12 protein-coding genes are annotated in these 17,463 nt (G+C 62.9%); 7 read left to right on the top strand and 5 right to left on the bottom strand.

From position 1 onward, the window contains the following. The first annotated feature begins 314 nt into the window (after positions 1 to 314). Genes GTA51_RS07010 through GTA51_RS07000 form a run of 3 tightly spaced genes read left to right on the top strand, consistent with a single transcriptional unit; the run spans position 315 to position 7,758 of the window. Positions 315 to 1,517 carry an MdtA/MuxA family multidrug efflux RND transporter periplasmic adaptor subunit gene (locus GTA51_RS07010; RefSeq protein WP_160959819.1) on the top strand — a complete coding sequence of 401 codons (1,203 nt, stop codon included), beginning with the start codon at positions 315 to 317 and terminating at the stop codon, positions 1,515 to 1,517. Continuing rightward, on the top strand, positions 1,514 to 4,642 hold the full coding sequence (locus tag GTA51_RS07005; protein WP_160959818.1) for a multidrug efflux RND transporter permease subunit: 3,129 nt from the start codon (positions 1,514 to 1,516) through the stop codon (positions 4,640 to 4,642). Before GTA51_RS07010 ends, GTA51_RS07005 begins: the two co-directional genes overlap by 4 nt. Continuing rightward, positions 4,639 to 7,758: an efflux RND transporter permease subunit gene (locus GTA51_RS07000; protein WP_160959816.1), complete on the top strand. Its 3,120-nt coding sequence runs from the start codon at positions 4,639 to 4,641 to the stop codon at positions 7,756 to 7,758. Before GTA51_RS07005 ends, GTA51_RS07000 begins: the two co-directional genes overlap by 4 nt. Before the next feature lie 42 nt (positions 7,759 to 7,800). Here GTA51_RS07000 and GTA51_RS06995 read toward each other — a convergent pair whose 3' ends face one another. The 4 genes from GTA51_RS06995 to GTA51_RS06980 form a co-directional block, all read right to left on the bottom strand. Next, on the bottom strand, positions 7,801 to 8,715 hold the full coding sequence (locus GTA51_RS06995; RefSeq protein WP_160959815.1) for an SAM-dependent methyltransferase: 915 nt from the start codon (positions 8,713 to 8,715) through the stop codon (positions 7,801 to 7,803). Between the two features lie 154 nt (positions 8,716 to 8,869). Beyond that, positions 8,870 to 10,426: a SpoIIE family protein phosphatase gene (locus tag GTA51_RS06990; RefSeq protein ID WP_160959813.1), complete on the bottom strand. Its 1,557-nt coding sequence runs from the start codon at positions 10,424 to 10,426 to the stop codon at positions 8,870 to 8,872. 8 nt (positions 10,427 to 10,434) lie between these two features. Next, positions 10,435 to 10,749 carry an STAS domain-containing protein gene (locus tag GTA51_RS06985; RefSeq protein ID WP_160959811.1) on the bottom strand — a complete coding sequence of 105 codons (315 nt, stop codon included), beginning with the start codon at positions 10,747 to 10,749 and terminating at the stop codon, positions 10,435 to 10,437. 124 nt (positions 10,750 to 10,873) lie between these two features. Next, positions 10,874 to 12,346, bottom strand: a complete 1,473-nt coding sequence (locus GTA51_RS06980) for an aminotransferase-like domain-containing protein (RefSeq protein WP_160959809.1) — start codon at positions 12,344 to 12,346, stop codon at positions 10,874 to 10,876. Positions 12,347 to 12,546: 200 nt separating this feature from the next. Between GTA51_RS06980 and GTA51_RS06975 the strand changes: the two genes are divergently transcribed. From GTA51_RS06975 to GTA51_RS06965, 3 genes are all read left to right on the top strand, one after another. Beyond that, the gene (locus GTA51_RS06975; protein ID WP_160959808.1) at positions 12,547 to 12,909 is read left to right on the top strand and encodes a DUF2917 domain-containing protein; all 363 of its coding nucleotides are present in this window, start codon (positions 12,547 to 12,549) and stop codon (positions 12,907 to 12,909) included. Between the two features lie 163 nt (positions 12,910 to 13,072). Next, complete coding sequence (locus tag GTA51_RS06970) at positions 13,073 to 14,410, top strand: ATP-dependent 6-phosphofructokinase (protein ID WP_160959806.1); 1,338 nt, start codon at positions 13,073 to 13,075, stop codon at positions 14,408 to 14,410. Positions 14,411 to 14,741: 331 nt separating this feature from the next. Further along, a complete protein-coding gene (locus GTA51_RS06965) occupies positions 14,742 to 15,491 on the top strand; it encodes a hypothetical protein (RefSeq protein ID WP_160959805.1) in 750 nt (249 codons plus the stop codon). A 289-nt stretch (positions 15,492 to 15,780) separates the two neighbouring features. Here GTA51_RS06965 and GTA51_RS06960 read toward each other — a convergent pair whose 3' ends face one another. After that, positions 15,781 to 16,419, bottom strand: a complete 639-nt coding sequence (locus GTA51_RS06960) for a polymorphic toxin type 44 domain-containing protein (protein ID WP_160959803.1) — start codon at positions 16,417 to 16,419, stop codon at positions 15,781 to 15,783. 258 nt (positions 16,420 to 16,677) lie between these two features. On the opposite strand from GTA51_RS06960, the gene GTA51_RS06955 reads away from it, so the two are divergent. Then, on the top strand, positions 16,678 to 17,430 hold the full coding sequence (locus GTA51_RS06955; protein WP_160959802.1) for an RNA methyltransferase: 753 nt from the start codon (positions 16,678 to 16,680) through the stop codon (positions 17,428 to 17,430). The last annotated feature ends 33 nt before the right edge of the window (positions 17,431 to 17,463 follow it).

Genomic DNA, 17,463 nt, shown 5'->3' with positions numbered 1-17,463 from the left:
CCGGCATACGCGCCGCCAAACGGCCGACAGCCTCCCCTGACGCGGGACTGTCGGCCGTTTGCACTTCTTTGCCTTTTCTGTGTTAGACACAACGAGGCTGTCCCGCAACGCGGCACCGACACTGTCGTACAAATTGGTTTAACACCCTGACAAAAATGAAGGACGCTCTTTCCAGACTGGCCCCCGGCCAGCCTAAGCTGTAACCTTTGCGCGCCCGGCTGCGACGTGGCCCAGGCGAAGGCAAATCCGATTCGACCCGGACCGGCCCCGCCCGGCCCGCGCCAGGGCCGAATCATTTATCAAGGAAGTTCGCGATGCATACGACTGATTCCGGTCCAGCCCGCAAGGGACCGTTTCGTTGGCTGGCGCTCGGCGCGCTGCTGCTCCTGTGCGCCGGGGCCTTTTGGTGGCACAGCGCCGGCAACGGCCAGGCCCAGCCGGGCGGGCCCGGCGGTCCGGGCGGCCCTCCCGGCCTTGGCGGCCAGGCGGTTTCGGTGACAACAGCCACGGCCCGCACAGGCGTTGCCCCGGTGACGCTTTCCGGCATTGGCACGGTGACGCCGCTGCGCACCGTGACCGTTACAAGCCGGGTGGACGGCGAACTCATGAACGTGCGTTTTGAAGAAGGCCAGCTCGTCAAAGAGGGCGATCTGCTGGCCCAGATCGACCCGCGCGCCTTTGCCGCCCAGTTGGAGCAGTACCAGGGCCAGTTGGCCAAGGACACGGCGATTCTGGAAAACGCCAGGGCTGACCTTATCCGCTACGCCAATCTGGCCCAAAAAGACATGCTGGCCGGCCAGACCAAGGACACGCAACTGTCGCTGGTGCACCAGTACGAAGGGGCCATCCGCACGGACAAGGCGCTTATCGACAACGCCAGACTCCAGCTCGAATACAGCCGCATCACCGCCCCGGTCACCGGCCGGGTGGGCCTGCGCAAGGTCGATGCCGGCAATATGGTCAAGGCCGCAGACACGACGGGCCTGTGCGTCATCACCCAGGTCTCGCCCATAAGCGTCCTTTTCACCCTGCCCGAAGACCAGTTGCCGGCAGTGCTCAGCCGTTTCCGGGCCGGGGAAAAGCTCTCCGTTGCCGCCTACGACCGCACCATGACCCGCAAACTGGCCACGGGGACTCTTGGCAACGTCGATAACCAGATCGATACCACTACCGGCACGGTCAAACTGCGGGCCGTTTTCGACAACACCGACGAGGCGCTGTTCCCCAACCAGTTCGTCAACGCCGAGTTGCTGTTGGAAGAGCGCAAGGATGTGATCCTGGTGCCGGCCGCTGCGGTGCAGCATGGTCCCAAGGGGGCGCGGGTGTATGTGGTGGGGGCCGAGGGTGTGGCCAAGTCCCAGCCGGTGACTGCCGGTATGGCTGTTGGCGAGGACGTGGTGATCGCCTCGGGCCTGGCTGCCGGGGCGGTGGTGGTGGTCGAGGGGGCGGACAGGCTGCGCGACGGAGCCAAAGTGACGATCAGAAACAACGGCCCGACGACGGCCGCCAAACCATGAACCTGTCGCGCCCGTTCATCCTGCGCCCGGTGGCCACCAGCCTGATTATGGTGGCGGTGATCCTGGCCGGAGCCGTCGCCTATTTCCAATTGCCGGTTTCCGCCCTGCCGCAAGTGGATTATCCCACCATCCAGGTGCGCACCTTTTATCCCGGTGCCAGCCCGGATGTGATGGCCTCGGCCGTGACCGCACCGCTGGAACGCCAATTCGGCCAGATGCCGGGCTTAACCGAAATGTCCTCGGTGAGTTCTTCGGGGGCCTCGGTCATCACCCTGCAATTCGCCCTGAGCCTAAGCCTTGATGTGGCCGAGCAGGAGGTGCAGGCGGCCATCAACACGGCCTACAGCCTGCTGCCCACCGACCTGCCCACCCCGCCGGTCTACAGCAAGGTCAACCCGGCCGACACGCCCATCCTGTCCCTGGCCCTGACCTCGGAAACCATGGCGTTGACCGAGATTCAGGATCTGGCCGACACGCGGCTGGCCCAAAAGATTTCCCAGCTCTCGGGCGTGGGGCTGGTCAGCGTGGCCGGCGGCCAGCGACCGGCCGTGCGCATCGACGCCAACCCAACCGCCCTGGCGGCCTATGGCCTGGGCCTTAAAGACGTGCGCACGGCCATTGCCGCTGCCAACGTCAATAAGGCCAAGGGCGGCTTTGACGGCCCGCGCCAGTCTTCGATCCTGGAAACCAACGACCAGTTGCTGTCCAGCGAGGAATACCGGCCGCTCATCATTGCCTACCACGACGGCCGGCCGGTGCGGCTTTCCGACGTGGCCGACGTCCATGCCGGCCCCGAAGATCTGCGCCAAGCCGCCTGGGTGGGCGGCAAGCCGGCCATTGTGCTCAATATCCAGCGCCAGCCCGGAGCCAACGTCATCGCCGTGGTGGACCGCATCAAAACCATCATGCCCCAACTGCGCGCCGCCTTGCCAGCCACGGTGGATCTGGCCGTTCTAACCGACCGCACCGTCACCATCCGGGCCTCCATCGACGACGTGCAGATCGAGCTGCTGCTGGCGGTCATCCTGGTGGTCGGGGTCATTTACTTATTCTTAAACGACCTGCCAGCCACGCTCATCCCTGGCACGGCCGTGCCCCTGTCCCTGATCGGCACCTTTGGCGTCATGTATCTGCTGGGCTATGGCCTCAATAATCTGACGCTGATGGCGCTGACCATTGCCACCGGCTTCGTGGTGGACGACGCCATTGTCATGATCGAAAACGTGGCCCGCCATGTGGAAGAAGGTGTTGCCCCGCTTAAGGCCGCCCTCGACGGGGCCGGGCAGATCGGGTTTACCATCCTGTCGCTCACCGTATCGCTGGTGGCGGTGCTTATTCCGCTGCTCTTTATGGGCGACGTGGTGGGCCGGCTGTTCCGGGAATTCGCCGTGACCTTGGGCGTGGCCATTTTGTTGTCGGCCGTGGTGTCGCTGACGCTGACGCCCATGTTGTGCGCCCGGCTGCTGGGCCGGGGCCAGAAGGAGGGGCAGGCTGTTGGCCAGAAGACGGGAAGGCTGCGCGGTAACTTTGTAACCCGGGGCTTCCAGACCTTTTTCGCGGGCCTGTCCCGGTTCTACGCCCGAACGCTTACCGTGGTGCTGCGCCATCAGCCGACAACCCTTGTTGTGGCCGTGGCCACGGTTGCGGCCACGGTGTGGCTGTATGCCGCCGTGCCCAAGGGCTTTTTCCCGGTGCAGGACACCGGCGGCCTGACAGGCGTTTTCGAGACTGCGGCCACAGCCTCCTTTGCCGCCGTCTCCCAGGCCCAGGCCGGGCTGTCCGAGATTCTGGCCGCAGACCCGGCTGTAGCTACGGTTGCGGTCTTCGTTGGCGTGGACGGGGTCAACCCCAGCCCCAACGTGGGCCGCATTGCCATGGAACTGATCCCCAAGAGTGCCCGCAAGGCCGACGCGGCCCAGGTGGCCAGACGCCTGGAAGAGAAAACCCGCACCCTGCCGGGGCTGACCGTGGCGCTCTCGCCGGTCCAGGATCTGTCCGTGGACGCCCGGGCCGGGCGGGCCCAGTACCAGTACACCCTGGAGACCCCCAGCAGCCAGGATCTGGCCCAGTGGACGCCGCATTTTGTCAAAGCCCTGGCCGCGCGGCCCGAGATGCGAAACGTCTCCCACAATCTGGCCCTGGGCGGGCTTCGGGTCAACGTGGACATCGACCGGGTGGCCGCCGCCCGCTATGGCATAACCCCTGCCGACGTGGACGACGTGCTTTATGACGCCTTTGGCCAGCGCCAGATTTCCACCATGTTTACGGAACTGAGCCAATATAGGGTGGTGCTGGGCATGGCCCCGGCCATGGCCCAGGGGCCGCAGGCCCTGGACCGCATCCGCCTGTCCGGGATCGACGGCGGGCAGGTGCCGCTTTCCGCCGTGGCCACGGTGACCCAGGGGGAAACGCCGCTGGTGATTAACCGGCAAGCCCAGTTTCCGGCCGCCACCATCTCCTTTGACGTGGCCCCGGGCCATTCGTTGGGCGATGCGGTGGCAGCCGTCAAGGCCGTCTCGGCCGAGCTCGGCCTGCCGGCCAGCATAGCCGGGGCCTTTGTCGGCGCGGCCCGGGCCTTTATGGATTCGCTGCAAAACCAGCCGCTGCTCATCCTGGCCGCCCTTATTACGGTCTATATTGTCCTTGGGGTCATGTATGAGAGCTTTATCCACCCCGTGACCATCCTCTCCACCCTGCCTTCGGCCGGGGTCGGAGCGGTGGGAGCCTTATGGCTGTGCGGCGAGGATCTGGGCATCATGGCCGTTATCGGCATCATCTTGCTCATTGGTATCGTTAAAAAAAATGGCATCATGATGGTGGATTTCGCCCTGACCGCCGAACGCGAACGGGGACTCCCACCGCGCGAGGCCATTTATGAAGCCTGTCTGCTGCGCTTTCGCCCCATCATGATGACCACCATGGCCGCCCTTTTAGGTGCCTTGCCCCTGGCCCTCGGAACGGGCGTGGGCAGCGAACTGCGCCGGCCCCTTGGCATCGCCATCGTCGGCGGGCTGGTGGTCAGCCAGGTGCTGACCCTTTATACCACGCCGGTTATTTACCTGTTCTTCGAGCGTCTGGCCGGTCGCGGCCGGACCGTTGCGCCAAGGGAGCCGGCCCGGTCATGAATCTGCCCGAAATCTGCATTCGCCGCCCGGTTGGCACGGCCCTTTTGACCCTGGCCCTGATGCTGGCCGGGGCCATTGCCTTCAGGCTCCTGCCGGCGGCCGCGTTGCCGCAGGTGGATTTCCCCACCATCTCGGTTTCGGCCCAACTGCCCGGGGCCGAACCCGCGACCATGGCCACTGCAGTTGCCGCGCCGCTCGAGCGCCAGTTCGCCCGCATCGCCGGGGTGACGGAAATGACCTCGTCCAGTGGCCGGGGTTCCACCCAGATCAATCTGCAATTCGAGCTGTCCCGCGACATCAACGGGGCCTCCCGCGACGTCCAGGCGGCCATCAACGCGGCGCGCGGCTTTTTGCCGGCCACCCTGCGGCAAAATCCCACTTACCGCAAAATGAACCCGGCCGACGCCCCGGTCATGGTTCTGGCGCTCACTTCAGCCACCATCTCCCGGGCCGAGATGTACGACGTGGCCGCTACCGTGCTCCAGCAAAAGCTGGCCCAGGTCGAAGGTGTGGGGCAGGTGTTCGTGGGCGGCGGGGCCTTGCCGGCGGTGCGGGTCAGCGTCGATCCGGCCAAGCTGGCCCAGCATGGCCTTGGCCTGGAGGATGTACGCAAATTTATTACCGAAACCACGGTCAACCGGCCCAAGGGGCGCATCGAAGGGGACGGGAGCGCCTACGAGATCGCGGTCAACGACCAGCTCCACACTGCCCGGGAATACCAGTCGCTGATCCTGTCCTATAAAAACGGCGCGGCCGTGCGCCTGTCCGACGTGGCCGCCATTACCGATTCCGTGGAGGACGTGCGTACGGCCGGCCTGGTCGGCAGCACGCCGGCGGTCATGGTCATCCTCTTTCGCCAGCCCGGGGCCAACATCATCGAGACCGTGGACAATGTCCGGGCCCTTATGCCCCAGCTGGAGGCCTCACTCCCGGGCGATGTGGCCCTTTCCGTGGAGATGGACCGCAGTCCGCCCATCCGGGCCTCGCTGTCCGAGGTGGAGACGACGCTGGGCCTGTCATGCCTGCTGGTCATCGCCGTGGTCTGGCTCTTTCTCGGCAGCTTTTCGGCCATGGTCATCCCGGCCGTGGCCACGGTGGCCTCGCTGGTGGGCACCTTTGCCATCATGTATCTGCTGGATTATTCCCTGGACAACCTGTCGCTTATGGCGCTCACCATTGCCACCGGGTTCGTGGTGGACGACGCCATCGTGGTCCTGGAAAACGTCTCGCGCCACTTGGAAACCGGGCAGTCGCCCCGTGACGCCGCCATAGCCGGTTCGCGGGAGGTGGGCTTTACCGTCCTGTCCATGAGCGTGTCACTGGTGGCGGTCTTTATTCCGATCTTTTTCATGGGCGGCATGGTGGGACGGCTTTTTCGGGAATTCGCCGCCGTCTTGTCCATCGCCATCATGCTGTCACTCTTGCTGTCACTGACGGCCACGCCCATGATGTGCGCCGTGCTGCTGCGCCCCCACAGGCCAAAGGCGGCCTCCCGGCCGGGCCTTGGCCGCCGTTTTTTTGAGGCCGTGACCCGGGGCTACGAGCGCGCCCTGGCCGTGGCCCTGTCCCATCCCCGGCTTATGCTGACCGCCACGGCCGGGGCGCTTGTGGGTGTTGTCTGGCTCTACATTGTCATCCCCAAGGGCTTTTTCCCGGAGCAGGACACCGGCCGGCTCATGGGATTTATCCAGACCTCCTCGGACAGTTCCTTCGATTCCATGGCCGGCAAGATGGAAAGCGTGGTGGCGATCGTACAAGCCGATCCCGACGTGGCCTCGGTGACGGGCTTTACCGGCGGCGGCGGCGGCCCGCGCGGCGGCAGCGTCAACTCGGCCCAGATGTTTGTGACGCTAGCGCCCCTGTCTGCGCGCCCGCCCCTGGCCGTGACGTTGCAACGCCTGCGAAAGGCGCTCGCCGCCGTCCCGGGAGCCCAAGCCTTTCTCATGCCGGCCCAGGAACTGCGCCTGGGCGGCCGGGCGGGCAAGGCGCTCTACCAGTTTACGCTTTTAGGCGACGATTACGGCGAGCTTTCCGCCTGGGCTCCCCGGGTGGAAGAACGGCTGCGCGCGGTTGCCGGCATTACCGATGTGGTGGCCGACCAGGAAGACAAGGGTATTATGACCTCGGTGGTCATCGACCGCGACGCCGCCGCCCGCCTGGGCGTGACCACGGCCGCCATCGATGCCGCCCTCTACGACGCCTTCGGCCAGAGTCTGGCCGGGGTGACCTATGCCGACGTCAACCAGTACCATGTGGTGCTCGACACCGAAAAGCGCATCTGGTCCTCACCCGAGGGGCTGCGCCAGATCTATGTCCCGGGCACTGACGGCAAGCAGATTCCGCTGGCCACCGTGGCCAGTGTGCATGAGGCCCAAACCCCGCTTTCCGTGCAGCACCAGGGCCAGTTTCCGGCCGCCACCATCTCGTTTAACCTGGCCCCGGGCGTGTCCCTGTCCCAGGCCTCGGCAGCCATCGACGCGGCCGTGGCCGCCATGGGTGTGCCCAAAACCATCCGCACCACCTATGCCGGCACGGCGCAAGCCTTTGGCGAGTCGCTTAAAAACCAGCCCTATCTGCTGCTGGCCGCGCTGCTGGCCGTCTACATTGTCCTGGGAGTCCTTTATGAGAGCACCATCCATCCCCTGACCATCCTGTCCACCCTGCCCTCGGCCGGGCTTGGGGCCGTGGCCGCCTTGTGGGTCTTTGGCCTGGACCTGTCCATCATCGCTGTCATCGGCATCATTTTGCTCATTGGCATCGTTAAGAAAAACGGCATCATGATGGTGGATTTCGCCCTGGAGGCCGAGCGCACCCGGGGGCTTGCCCCGCGCGAGGCCATCACCGAAGCCTGCCTCAAGCGGTTTCGGCCCATCATGATGACCACCCTGGCCGCTTTGTTGGGAGCGTTGCCGTTGGCCTTTGGCCATGGTTCGGGCTGGGAGCTGCGCCGGCCGCTGGGCATCGCCATTGCCGGCGGGCTGGTGATCAGCCAGTTGATGACGCTTTTTACCACGCCGGTGATCTATCTTTATCTGGATCGGCTGCGCTGGCGCTTCACCAGACGCGGCCCCAAGCGCAGCAAGGCGGCCGACGCGGCACGGCCGGACGGGAGCTGACCCACGGCCCGGGCAGGGCACGGGCGGGCAACAACGCGCGCTTTAAACAGGCTCCCCGGTTTCAAGCCTGACAAAGGTCAATTCGTGCTTGTTGTTGCTTAAATGCAGAAGCCGGCTGCCGGGGATGGCCCGGAAGCGGTCCAGCAGGGCGAAATCCGTCTCGCCCTGCAGCTTGACCGTCAGCACGAAGCGCCGGCACTGGCCAAGCTCCAGCCAGCGGATCAGCCACGCATACAAGCGCTCGGGATAGCAGATCACGTCGGAAAAAAACCAATCCACGGCCCCGGCATGGCGGGGGTCCAGGCCAAAGGCGCTGCCCGGACACCAGGTCACCAGCGGATTTTTGTCCACGTTTGGGGCCAGCGGCGCCTTGTCGATGCAAAAGACCCGGGCGCCGAGTCCGGCCAGCACAAAGGCCCAGCCCCCGGGACTGCCGCCCATGTCCAGGCACAGTTCGCCCGGGGCGGGCTGAACGCCCAGGCGGGTAAAAAGCTCCCACAGCTTGAGATAGGCCCGGCTCGGCGGGCCTATCCGGTCTTCGTTGAAATGGTAGACGCCGTCCGCTACGGGCTGGCTGGTGCCCGGCGAGGCCAGCAGCACATTGTCCTCCCACAGCGTAAACGCCCCCAGGGGCGCGCGCGGCAGCGCCTTCCCAAAAACCAGCGGTCTGGCCGGGGGCCGGGGCAGCTTTTCGGCCAGAAGCGCCGCCCGGCGGAAATGCCCCGAAGGCACCAGCGACCAGTTGCGCCCCAGGGCTGTCAGTTTTTTGGCCGCGTCGCCAATGGAATCCACGGGGATAAAGGCCGGTTCGGTCCAGATGTTGGCGGCAAAGGCGCACTCGCGGGGCGGCCCTTGGGCCACGACCAGAGGATCGCGCACGGCGGTGACGGCGCTGCCGAGTTCGCGGGTCAGTTCAGGCAACAGTCCGGGCGGGGCATGGTAGACGGTAAAGGGCATGGGTACGTCGGGTGGTTGCGGGTGGTTGTGGGGAGTTGCGGCCGATTGCGGCCGGGTTGGGGCGTTGCGGGGAGCCTGGATGCGTCTTGTCCCTGGCGGCCGGTGCCGGCAGCGAGGCGGAGGTTGGAGGGTGGCCCCGCCGGAGAAAGAGTGCCTACCCTTTTGGCCGCACGAATTCCACCCCGAGCATGCTGACATCGTCGCGGGGCGGGGCGGCCTGGCAAAATTCCCAGGCCGCCTGGCGCAGGGCCGCCAGCAGTTCGCCCACCGGGGCCGTGGCCTGGTTGGCCAGGACCGCATCGATGCGCTCCTCGCCGAAATATTCGCCGGCCGCGTTGCGGCTGTCGGCCAGACCGTCGCTGAGCGACAGGATCTTATCCCCCGGGGCCAGGGTCAGCTCCCCGGGCGGCACCGGGCCAAGGCCGGTGAGTCCGATGATGGTGCCGCGCATGGGCAGCGGCGTGACAACGCCGGCGGCGGTAATATGCTGAGGCGCGGGATGCCCGGCATTGCCGTAGCGGGCGTAGCCGGTGCGCAGATCGATGGTCATGAAAAAGATCGTAAAAAACTTCTGGAACTTGGTGAACGGAAATTCGTCATTGAGCCGTTCCAGCACCACTTCCGGCGGCACCACGTCGATGTGGCCGTCCGAGCGGTCGATGAGTGTCGAGCGCTGGTAGTGCATGAAGTTGTAGACCGAGTGGGCCACCAGCGACGAGGCCACGCCATGCCCGGACACATCAAGCATGTACAGGCCCACATGGTTTGGCCCCAGCGGGAAGACATTGAAGATGTCGCCGCCGATGTTGTCGCAGGGCAGAAACTCCCAGGCAAAGCGCAGCGAATCGGACATGGTGAAGCGCCGGGGGAGCAAGCTCTGCTGGATCTCGGCAGCCGCGTCCAGGTCTTTCTGGTGGCGGGTGTGCTTTTTGACCAGATCTTCCTTCTGCTTCTCGAAAAGGGTCATGTCCTGGATATTTAAGATCAGATCGCCACTGGGCATGGTGGAAAAATGGATCTGGCAGATACGCGCCTGTCCGTTCTTGTCGACAAAGGGGTAGAGCCGTCGCCAGACATGGCCCGGGGCCGGACGGGAGACGAAAATATCGGTGAGATCGTCCCGGGCGGCCTCGTTGGGGAAAATGATATCCAGCCAGCGGTCGGAGGTGGAGTAGGTGTCGGCGGGCAGGCCGAAAATGCGCTCCATGCCGGGGGAGACGAAGGTGAAACGGCCGCTGCGGCCGGCCACGGCAATGCCGTCATGGGAGTATTCCAAGATGGCGGCGATGTATTCCTTCTCGGCCTTAAGCTCCCGTTCCCGGGCCTTGCGTTCGTCGATAGCCCGTTTGAGCCGTAGCGCCGAATCCACCCGGGCCAGCAACTCGGGCCGGCAGGGCGGCTTCTTGATATAGTCCATGGCCCCGGCGGCAAAGGCTTCGGCCAGATCGGCGGCGGCGTCGGACACCGTGACGACGATGACCGGCACATCGGCCAGGGCCGGGTTGGCCTTGAGGCGCTTGATAGCGGCAAGACCGCTCATGCCGGGCATGATGAGGTCCATGAGCACGAGATCCGGCGGCGCGGTGCCGGCATCCAGATCGGCTAAAAAGTCCTCGGCCGACGCGTGGACTTCCATATCGCCGCAGCCCACCAGCAGGCTGAAGAGAAAGGCCCGAAACGTTTCGGAATCATCGATGATGGCGATGCGCATGACGGGCATCAGATTGGGGCCGGGGCGGCGAAATAGTCGGTCAGCCGCAGCATATCCAGGAGTTTTTTGATGGGGGGCGACGGGTTGGCCACGGTCATGGTCTTGCCCTGCTCCTGGCACAGCCGGCGAAGGCCGATGAGAAACCCCACGCCCGAACTGTCCATGAAGGTCACCCCGGCCAGATCGACCACGACGTTTGCTCCGGGAGCCGCCCGGGCCAGACGTTCGACCTCGGCCTTGCGCTCAGACACGGCGTCCATAATGATCTCGCCCGACAGGCAAACGACCAGAGCCTGATCCGCCTGGTTGCATGTGAACTGCATCGGCCAGCTCCCTTGGGGCCGATCCGGCCCGCAATCTCTCCAGCACAGGCTACCAGCCTTGCCGGAAAAAACCAACGCCCTGGCACCGGGATTTCTGCGACAATCCGATACTGCCGCCCAACCGTTACGGCACCAATTCCAGCGTCGTACCCCGCGCGGCCAGTTCGTGGGCCAGGCGTCCCAGGGTGGCCAGAGCCTGCTCCACGGCCGGCGTCCAGGCGTGGCCGTAGCTTAAGCGCAAAAAATGCTTGAATTGGTCGCAACTGGAAAAAATGTTGCCCGGGGCCACGCCGATGCCAAGGGCCTTGGCTTCGTAAAAAAGGGCGATGGAATCCACGCAATCCGGCATCTGCACCCAGACCACGGAGCCGCCGCCGGGATGGGTGACCCGCGTGCCCTCGGGGAAATGGCGCAGCACGCGTTCCTCGGTCATGCGGGCTTGGCGTTCCAATACGGCCCGGGTCTTTCGCAGATGGCGCTCGAAAACGCCCTGGGCCAGATACATGGCCCCGGCAATCTGGGTGGGGGTGGCGCAGCAGACGTTGGTGGTGGCTTTGATCTCAAAGGCCCGGGCGGCATGGCGGCCGGGCAGCATGTAGCCCAGGCGAAAGCCCGGGGCCAGGGTCTTGGAAAACGACGAACAGTGCAGCACGTTGCCGCTGGCGTCAAAAGAACGCAGGCAGCGCGGCCGGCGCTCGGAAAAGTGCAAGTCGCCGTACACGTCGTCCTCGATGACCGGCACGCCGCGCTCGGCCAGAAGCGCCGCCATCTCGGCCTTGGCCGCGTCGGGAATAAGCGAACCGTCGGGGTTGTTGAAATTGGGCGTGAGGATCACCGCGCGCAGATCAAAGCGGTCCAGCGCCGCGCGCAGATCGACCGGGCGCACCCCGCCGTCCGGGAAGGACGGCAGCTCCACCGCCCGCAGCCCGAGATTTTCCAGCAGTTGCAGAAAACAATAATATGTCGGGGCCGGGATGGCCACATTGTCCCCAGGGCGGGTCACCGAGCGCAGGGCCAGATACAGCGCCTCCATGGCCCCGCCGGTGATCATCACGTCCTCCGGGCCGGCCTCGATGCCGGCCTCGGCCAATCGCCAGGCGATCTGGCGGCGAAACTCCAGATTGCCGCACACCCCTTCATACGACGTCACCCGGTCGTCCCCGGCCGCCACCTTGGCCAGCAGGCGGGCCAACTGCTTGACAGGCAACAGCGCCTCGTCGGTGCGGGCCACGCCCAAGGGCACGATATCGCGTCGGCCCATGCCGTCGAGCACCTCCCGGATCAGCGCCCCCCGGGCCACGGCGGCCGGGGCCTTGGCCGGCTGGCTCGCCCCCTGGGGGGCCGGCCGGCGGGGGGGTGCGTGGCGCACAAAAAATCCCGACTTGGGCCGGGCCTCCACCACGCCGCGCCGTTCCAACTCCAAATAGGCCTGATTGACCGTGGTGACGCTGACCCCAAGCCGGTTCCCCAGCACCCGCAGCGACGGGATGCGTTCCCCGGCCGCCAGCTCCCCGGACTCGATCAGTTCGAGAATGTGTTTTTCCACGGTCACATAGCGAAAAACGCCGGCAGCGGCTTGCGGCAGTGGCTGGGTCATGGCGTCTCCTTGGCAACGGCCTGGCGGTTCGGCTGTCCCGGGTGGCGGCAACCGGCCCGGGTAGCCGGCGGGTGTCTTGTCGGGACGAATCTGTTATGCACGTTTTTTTTAAAAACTGTATCTGTGATGGTAACAGCAAATATGGTCCAAGGGAAGCAAGCCGGGGGCCGTTGCCACCGGGCAAGCGAAAGGGGGCAACCATGTTTGCAGATCGTATGCGGGAAGACAGGGCGCTTGACGCCGCGCGGCCGGGGATCATCGACGAGTGGCTTGGCCGTTGGCGCGACAACCGCTTTATGCGGCTGGCGGCCAAGGCCGGGGCCAAGCTTTTTACGCCGGGCAAAAGCCTCTATTTCCGTCTTGGCCAGGGCAAGTATCTGGCGCTCACCGGCGTGCGCACCTGCCGGGTGGTCTGCGCCAAGGGCGCGGTTTGGGTGACGGCCACCGGCGACGGGCGCGACACGGTGCTGACCCCGGGGCAGAGCCTGACCCTTGGCAGCGCCGGCAAGGTGGTCATTTCCGGGCGCGGTGACTCCTCGGAAGTCAAGGTGCGTTGGGACTAGCGACGCGGCCTGAAATGTCCGTCAGGGGTTGCGGAGGACGACCATGCTGGCAGTCTGCGCTTTTGTGAAAACGACGCGCGGACGCGATTTCGCCGGATTGTCGCCGGGTCGTGTTGCTGCCGGGGGCGCAAACTGGTAGTTTGCGGGCCTTAAGGAGCACGCCATGCAAGACCGTTGTCCTGTCTCCCCGGCCGAGACCGCCATTGCCACGCTGGGGCCGGCCAAGATCCCCTCCCCGCTGCCCTATTGCCGGTTTACCGACGATGCGGACCGGGTCACCATGGAGCTTGATGCCAGCGATTTCGGCCCCGGGACCGGTCCGTGCCGGGCCGATTTCGAACTGGCCGGACCACGCGGCAAGATCTATTTCGACTCGTCCAAGGTCAAGGTGGCCATCGTCACCTGCGGCGGGCTGTGTCCGGGCTTAAACGACGTCATCCGGGCCATCGTCATGGAGTGCCGCCACAACTACAATGTGGCCGGCGTGCTCGGCATCCGGTTCGGGCTGCAAGGCTTTATCGAGTCCTACGGCCATGCCCCGGTGGACCTGACTTCCGAGGCCGTATCCGACATCCACCAGTTCGGCGGCACGGTGCTCGGCTCCAGCCGTGGCCCCCAGCGCCCCGAGGACATCGTCGATTCCCTGGAGCGCTTAAACGTCGGCATCCTCTTTGTCGTCGGCGGCGACGGCACCATGAAGGCCGCCCGGCGCATCCAGGAGGAAATTGCCCGCAGGCGCTCGAAAATAAGCGTCATCGGCGTGCCCAAAACCATCGACAACGATGTGAATCTGGTCACCAAGTCGTTTGGCTTCGACACCGCCGTGGAAAAGGCCACCGAGGCCATCCGCTGCGCCCATACCGAGGCCATCGGCGCGCTTAACGGCGTGGGCCTGGTCAAGGTCATGGGCCGGGAATCCGGGTTTATTGCCGCCCAGGCCACCTTGGCCCTTAAAGAAGTCAACTACGTCCTGGTGCCGGAATGCTCCTTTTCCCTGACCGGTCCCCACGGGCTGCTCCCGTCACTGGAGACGCGGCTTAAATCCCGCAAACACGCCGTCATTGTGGTTGCCGAGGGTGCCGGGCAAAGCCTTTTGCCGGACACCGGTGCCCGCGACGCCTCGGGCAATCCGGTGCTGGGCGATATCGCCCAGTTCCTGTGCGGCGAAATCGAAGACTATTTCCGCGAGCGCGACATGCCGCTCACGCTGAAATTTATCGACCCCAGCTACATCATCCGCTCGGTGCCGGCCAACGCCAACGACCGGGTCTACTGCGGTTTCCTCGGCCAAAACGCCGTCCACGCCGCCATGGCCGGCAAGACCGGCATGGTGGTGTCGCGCCTTTTCGACCGCTACGTCCATCTGCCGCTGGATCTCGTGACGCTTAAGCGCAAAAAACTCAACATCACCTCGGATTACTGGCGCTCGGTGCTCGAATCCACCGGCCAGCACGAAGTGACGCCCTTTAGCGAAGACCCGACGGTGTTCTGCTCGCTGTAGCGAGAGCGGAAAAACGGACGCGAAGAAAAGACAGAAGAGGCCTCCGGCGGCCAAAGGGGTGGCCCCTTTGGAATCCCTCCTGGAAGGCAAGGGGTTACGTGGGGGACGGCGTTGCCGCGACGGTGGGTGGGGCGGAGAATACACTTTTGTCGGGTGGGCAATGCCGCACGGCAAGCTTGACGGGAACCACCATTGCCCCGGCGGCTGTGGAGACACCCCCGCCCCCTCAATTGGAGAAGTTCTGCAAATTGATTGGCGGCGAAACCCCGCCGACGCACTGCGCCTCGGGGCTGGTCTGGCGTATCCATTGAAAAACCGATAAACGGGTGCCATGATCATCCAGACGCAGGTTCCGCAAATGCCCGTCTGCCCTGCGCGCCGTCGTTGGCTGGCGAAACGACGCTGCCAGCGAGCCTTGCGGGCGATGCTCACATTCATGGCGCTTGTTACGCCATTCCTGTATTTCGGCTACATCCTGTGCTGCCGCATGCCGTTTAATATCAGCCGCCCCCTGCCCAACTGGATTTTACTATATGAATTTTTCTTGCTCATCCGCAATACATATGTCTTTTTCCGCTATGTCTGGACAACGCCTCTTTGGGCCGTCCTCCCACTTCTTTTCAATCTCTATTTCATAGTATACTACCCCCCAGGCCCTTCTGGCAGTATTGACGACAAACTATACTTCGAATTATTCAAACAAGAACGCATAGAAATCATCAAGATGATTAAAAATGGGCGAATTGGCAACAAAAACACGCCATCAGCAGTCATACACTTGCCACAACCCCATACTCATCTCGCCACACAAAACGGTTTAACCATTTACACAACAATTGATAACCAAACAAGTGCAATTTTTTCGTTAGGATGGAATATTCTCACACTCGATATCGGACTTTGTTACGTTCCTGACGACAACATTTCGCGCTGGATAAGAATTGAAAGAGCGCGTTTTCCCCACAAGCTTGAACGCTGCTGGTATATTATATATCCAGAGCTTGGCTATTTGCCTATCATCATGAACGACCCCCCAGACGAAGAGGCGGGGGATTATGTCCGTCCAACACAAAACAAATAGACTAACAATTTTAAATGACTAAGCGTTGTCGCAACGTAATGCTAACTATCAGCTCTATTCCTGACCGCAGTTGGATGGCGTGCAGCGCATTGACTTACGGAAGACTGACCAGGGAAAAACTTGCGGCGCGGTGAATACCAACTCCTCTCACGAAAGAGTGCCATTACACTATTTAACAATGCGACAGACTATTTTTCTCGTAGTACTTTTATATTTTCCATTCTGAAAAAAACTACCCCACTCTTCTGCTCCAATCCTTTTCTGTATCTCTTGCATATTCTCAAAATCTTCAATTGCTGTTTTGCTTGACTGTTTTTTTTAAATAGACCTCTTTGTAATAACGGAACCCCTGTTTGATCATTTCCTGATCTTTCCGCTGGTCACCGTAAGATTCACGGCCAAGAAAATCAAATTTATGATCCTTAAAATATTGTTTTGCTTCGTCAGAACCTTTATTGTTCTTTATTCTTGAAATATCAACAATCGTTTGTACCAAGCCTGCTCCTCGCAATGCTACTTTCTCCGACAAACCAAAAGCAAGTGCGACAGCACCATAATTAAAATTTCCAAAATCTTCATATTTTATATTACCATGGCCAGCTTTATAATCCATCTCTCCGCCTGGAGCGAGTTTCTCCAAAAACCATGACGGGCTCCAACTGGCACGGGCGCGTTGAATATTTTTGTCAATATCAGCATTCGCTGGAGAAATTGGCACATAAATTGGACCCTGTAGCATTGTGTAATCTCGTTCAAATTTTTGAACTGGAGTATACTTATTAATCTCTCTGAGCAATGCAGCATTATCAATTTCCTGTGCCTTATTAAGAAGAGCATAGATTATAGAGTGCTCCAATTCGCTCTCAGCGAGGATGAGTCTATTATTCAATTTCATATCATCAAGTAACGATTCTGATTCAAAGGGCATTTCCTTTCTCCTGGCTGAGGTTCTCTCTCTACAGCGGGCTCCTTATACTTACTGGTCCACGAATAGCCGCAGCGGTCAAGGCGCTTTCCTCATATCTGCCTGCCATGTTTGATGCGCTGTGCATCGCTGCCGAGCAAGGGAGCAGTCACCACTCCCCCATTTTCACTTTCGCTTGATAAAACAAGCCGCGTCTGTAAACGTTGCGGGAAAGACGGGGCCTCCCTCCCGACATTCCTCCTGCTCTATTCCATGGAAACTATGCTCAATAATCTCACTATCGTCCTTTTCAGACCCAAATTCTCGGAAAACGTCGGCGCGGCGGCCCGGGCCTGCGCCAACATGGGTGTAACCCGGCTGGTGCTGGTCGATCCGCCGGCCTTTGACCTGGACCGGGCACGGCCCATGGCCACCAGCAAGGGCGGGTTGCTACTCGACCGGCTGGAAATCGTCGCCACCCTGGCCGAGGCCGTGGCCGGAGCCCAGGATGTCTACGGCACAACGGCGCGGCTGGGCGGCTGGCGCAAGGGTGTGATCACCCCCGGGCAGGCGGCCGGCAGCGTCTGGCGGACCCTGGCCGCAGGCGATGGCGTGGCCGTGGTCTTTGGGCCGGAGGACGCCGGGTTGTCCAACCAGGAGACGCAGCTCTGCGGCCGGCTGGTCAACATCCCCACAGCCGACGAGGCCACCTCGCTCAATCTGGCCCAGGCCGTGCTGCTGGTCTGCTACGAGGTCTTTAAGACCTCCCAGGGGCTGGCCGAGGAAGAGGATGTGCCCTTGCCTTCGCGCGCCGCCACCCATGCCGAGCGGGAATCGCTGTTTGGAGCGCTGCGGGAGTCGCTGTTGGCCATTGATTTTTTAAAGGCCGACAACCCGGACTACTGGATGCTGCCGGTGCGCCGCTTCATCGACCGGGTGGGGCTTAGGCGCCACGAATTCAATCTGCTCATGGGCGTATGCCGCCAGATCAAATGGGTGGTGGGCGGCGGTCTGGACAAAAAGCGGCGCGACTGACCGCCGCCCCATGGACAGGGGCTGGCCAAGGCC

The sequence above is a fragment of the Solidesulfovibrio aerotolerans genome, assembly GCF_009856865.1.
GTDB classification, from domain to species: domain Bacteria; phylum Desulfobacterota; class Desulfovibrionia; order Desulfovibrionales; family Desulfovibrionaceae; genus Solidesulfovibrio; species Solidesulfovibrio aerotolerans.
The sequence above is the reverse complement of the archived record's forward strand: the minus strand, read 5'-3'. Positions and strand labels throughout refer to the sequence as shown.

Coding starts and splice junctions, on each gene's coding strand:
- GTA51_RS06965 (WP_160959805.1), top strand. CDS start 14,742: ATGATCATCCAGACGCAGGTTCCGCAAATGCCCGTCTGCCCTGCGCGC.
- GTA51_RS06975 (WP_160959808.1), top strand. CDS start 12,547: ATGTTTGCAGATCGTATGCGGGAAGACAGGGCGCTTGACGCCGCGCGG.
- GTA51_RS06955 (WP_160959802.1), top strand. CDS start 16,678: ATGCTCAATAATCTCACTATCGTCCTTTTCAGACCCAAATTCTCGGAA.
- GTA51_RS06995 (WP_160959815.1), bottom strand. CDS start 8,715: ATGCCCTTTACCGTCTACCATGCCCCGCCCGGACTGTTGCCTGAACTG.
- GTA51_RS07010 (WP_160959819.1), top strand. CDS start 315: ATGCATACGACTGATTCCGGTCCAGCCCGCAAGGGACCGTTTCGTTGG.
- GTA51_RS06980 (WP_160959809.1), bottom strand. CDS start 12,346: ATGACCCAGCCACTGCCGCAAGCCGCTGCCGGCGTTTTTCGCTATGTG.
- GTA51_RS06970 (WP_160959806.1), top strand. CDS start 13,073: ATGCAAGACCGTTGTCCTGTCTCCCCGGCCGAGACCGCCATTGCCACG.
- GTA51_RS06985 (WP_160959811.1), bottom strand. CDS start 10,749: ATGCAGTTCACATGCAACCAGGCGGATCAGGCTCTGGTCGTTTGCCTG.
- GTA51_RS06990 (WP_160959813.1), bottom strand. CDS start 10,426: ATGCGCATCGCCATCATCGATGATTCCGAAACGTTTCGGGCCTTTCTC.
- GTA51_RS06960 (WP_160959803.1), bottom strand. CDS start 16,419: ATGCCCTTTGAATCAGAATCGTTACTTGATGATATGAAATTGAATAAT.
- GTA51_RS07000 (WP_160959816.1), top strand. CDS start 4,639: ATGAATCTGCCCGAAATCTGCATTCGCCGCCCGGTTGGCACGGCCCTT.
- GTA51_RS07005 (WP_160959818.1), top strand. CDS start 1,514: ATGAACCTGTCGCGCCCGTTCATCCTGCGCCCGGTGGCCACCAGCCTG.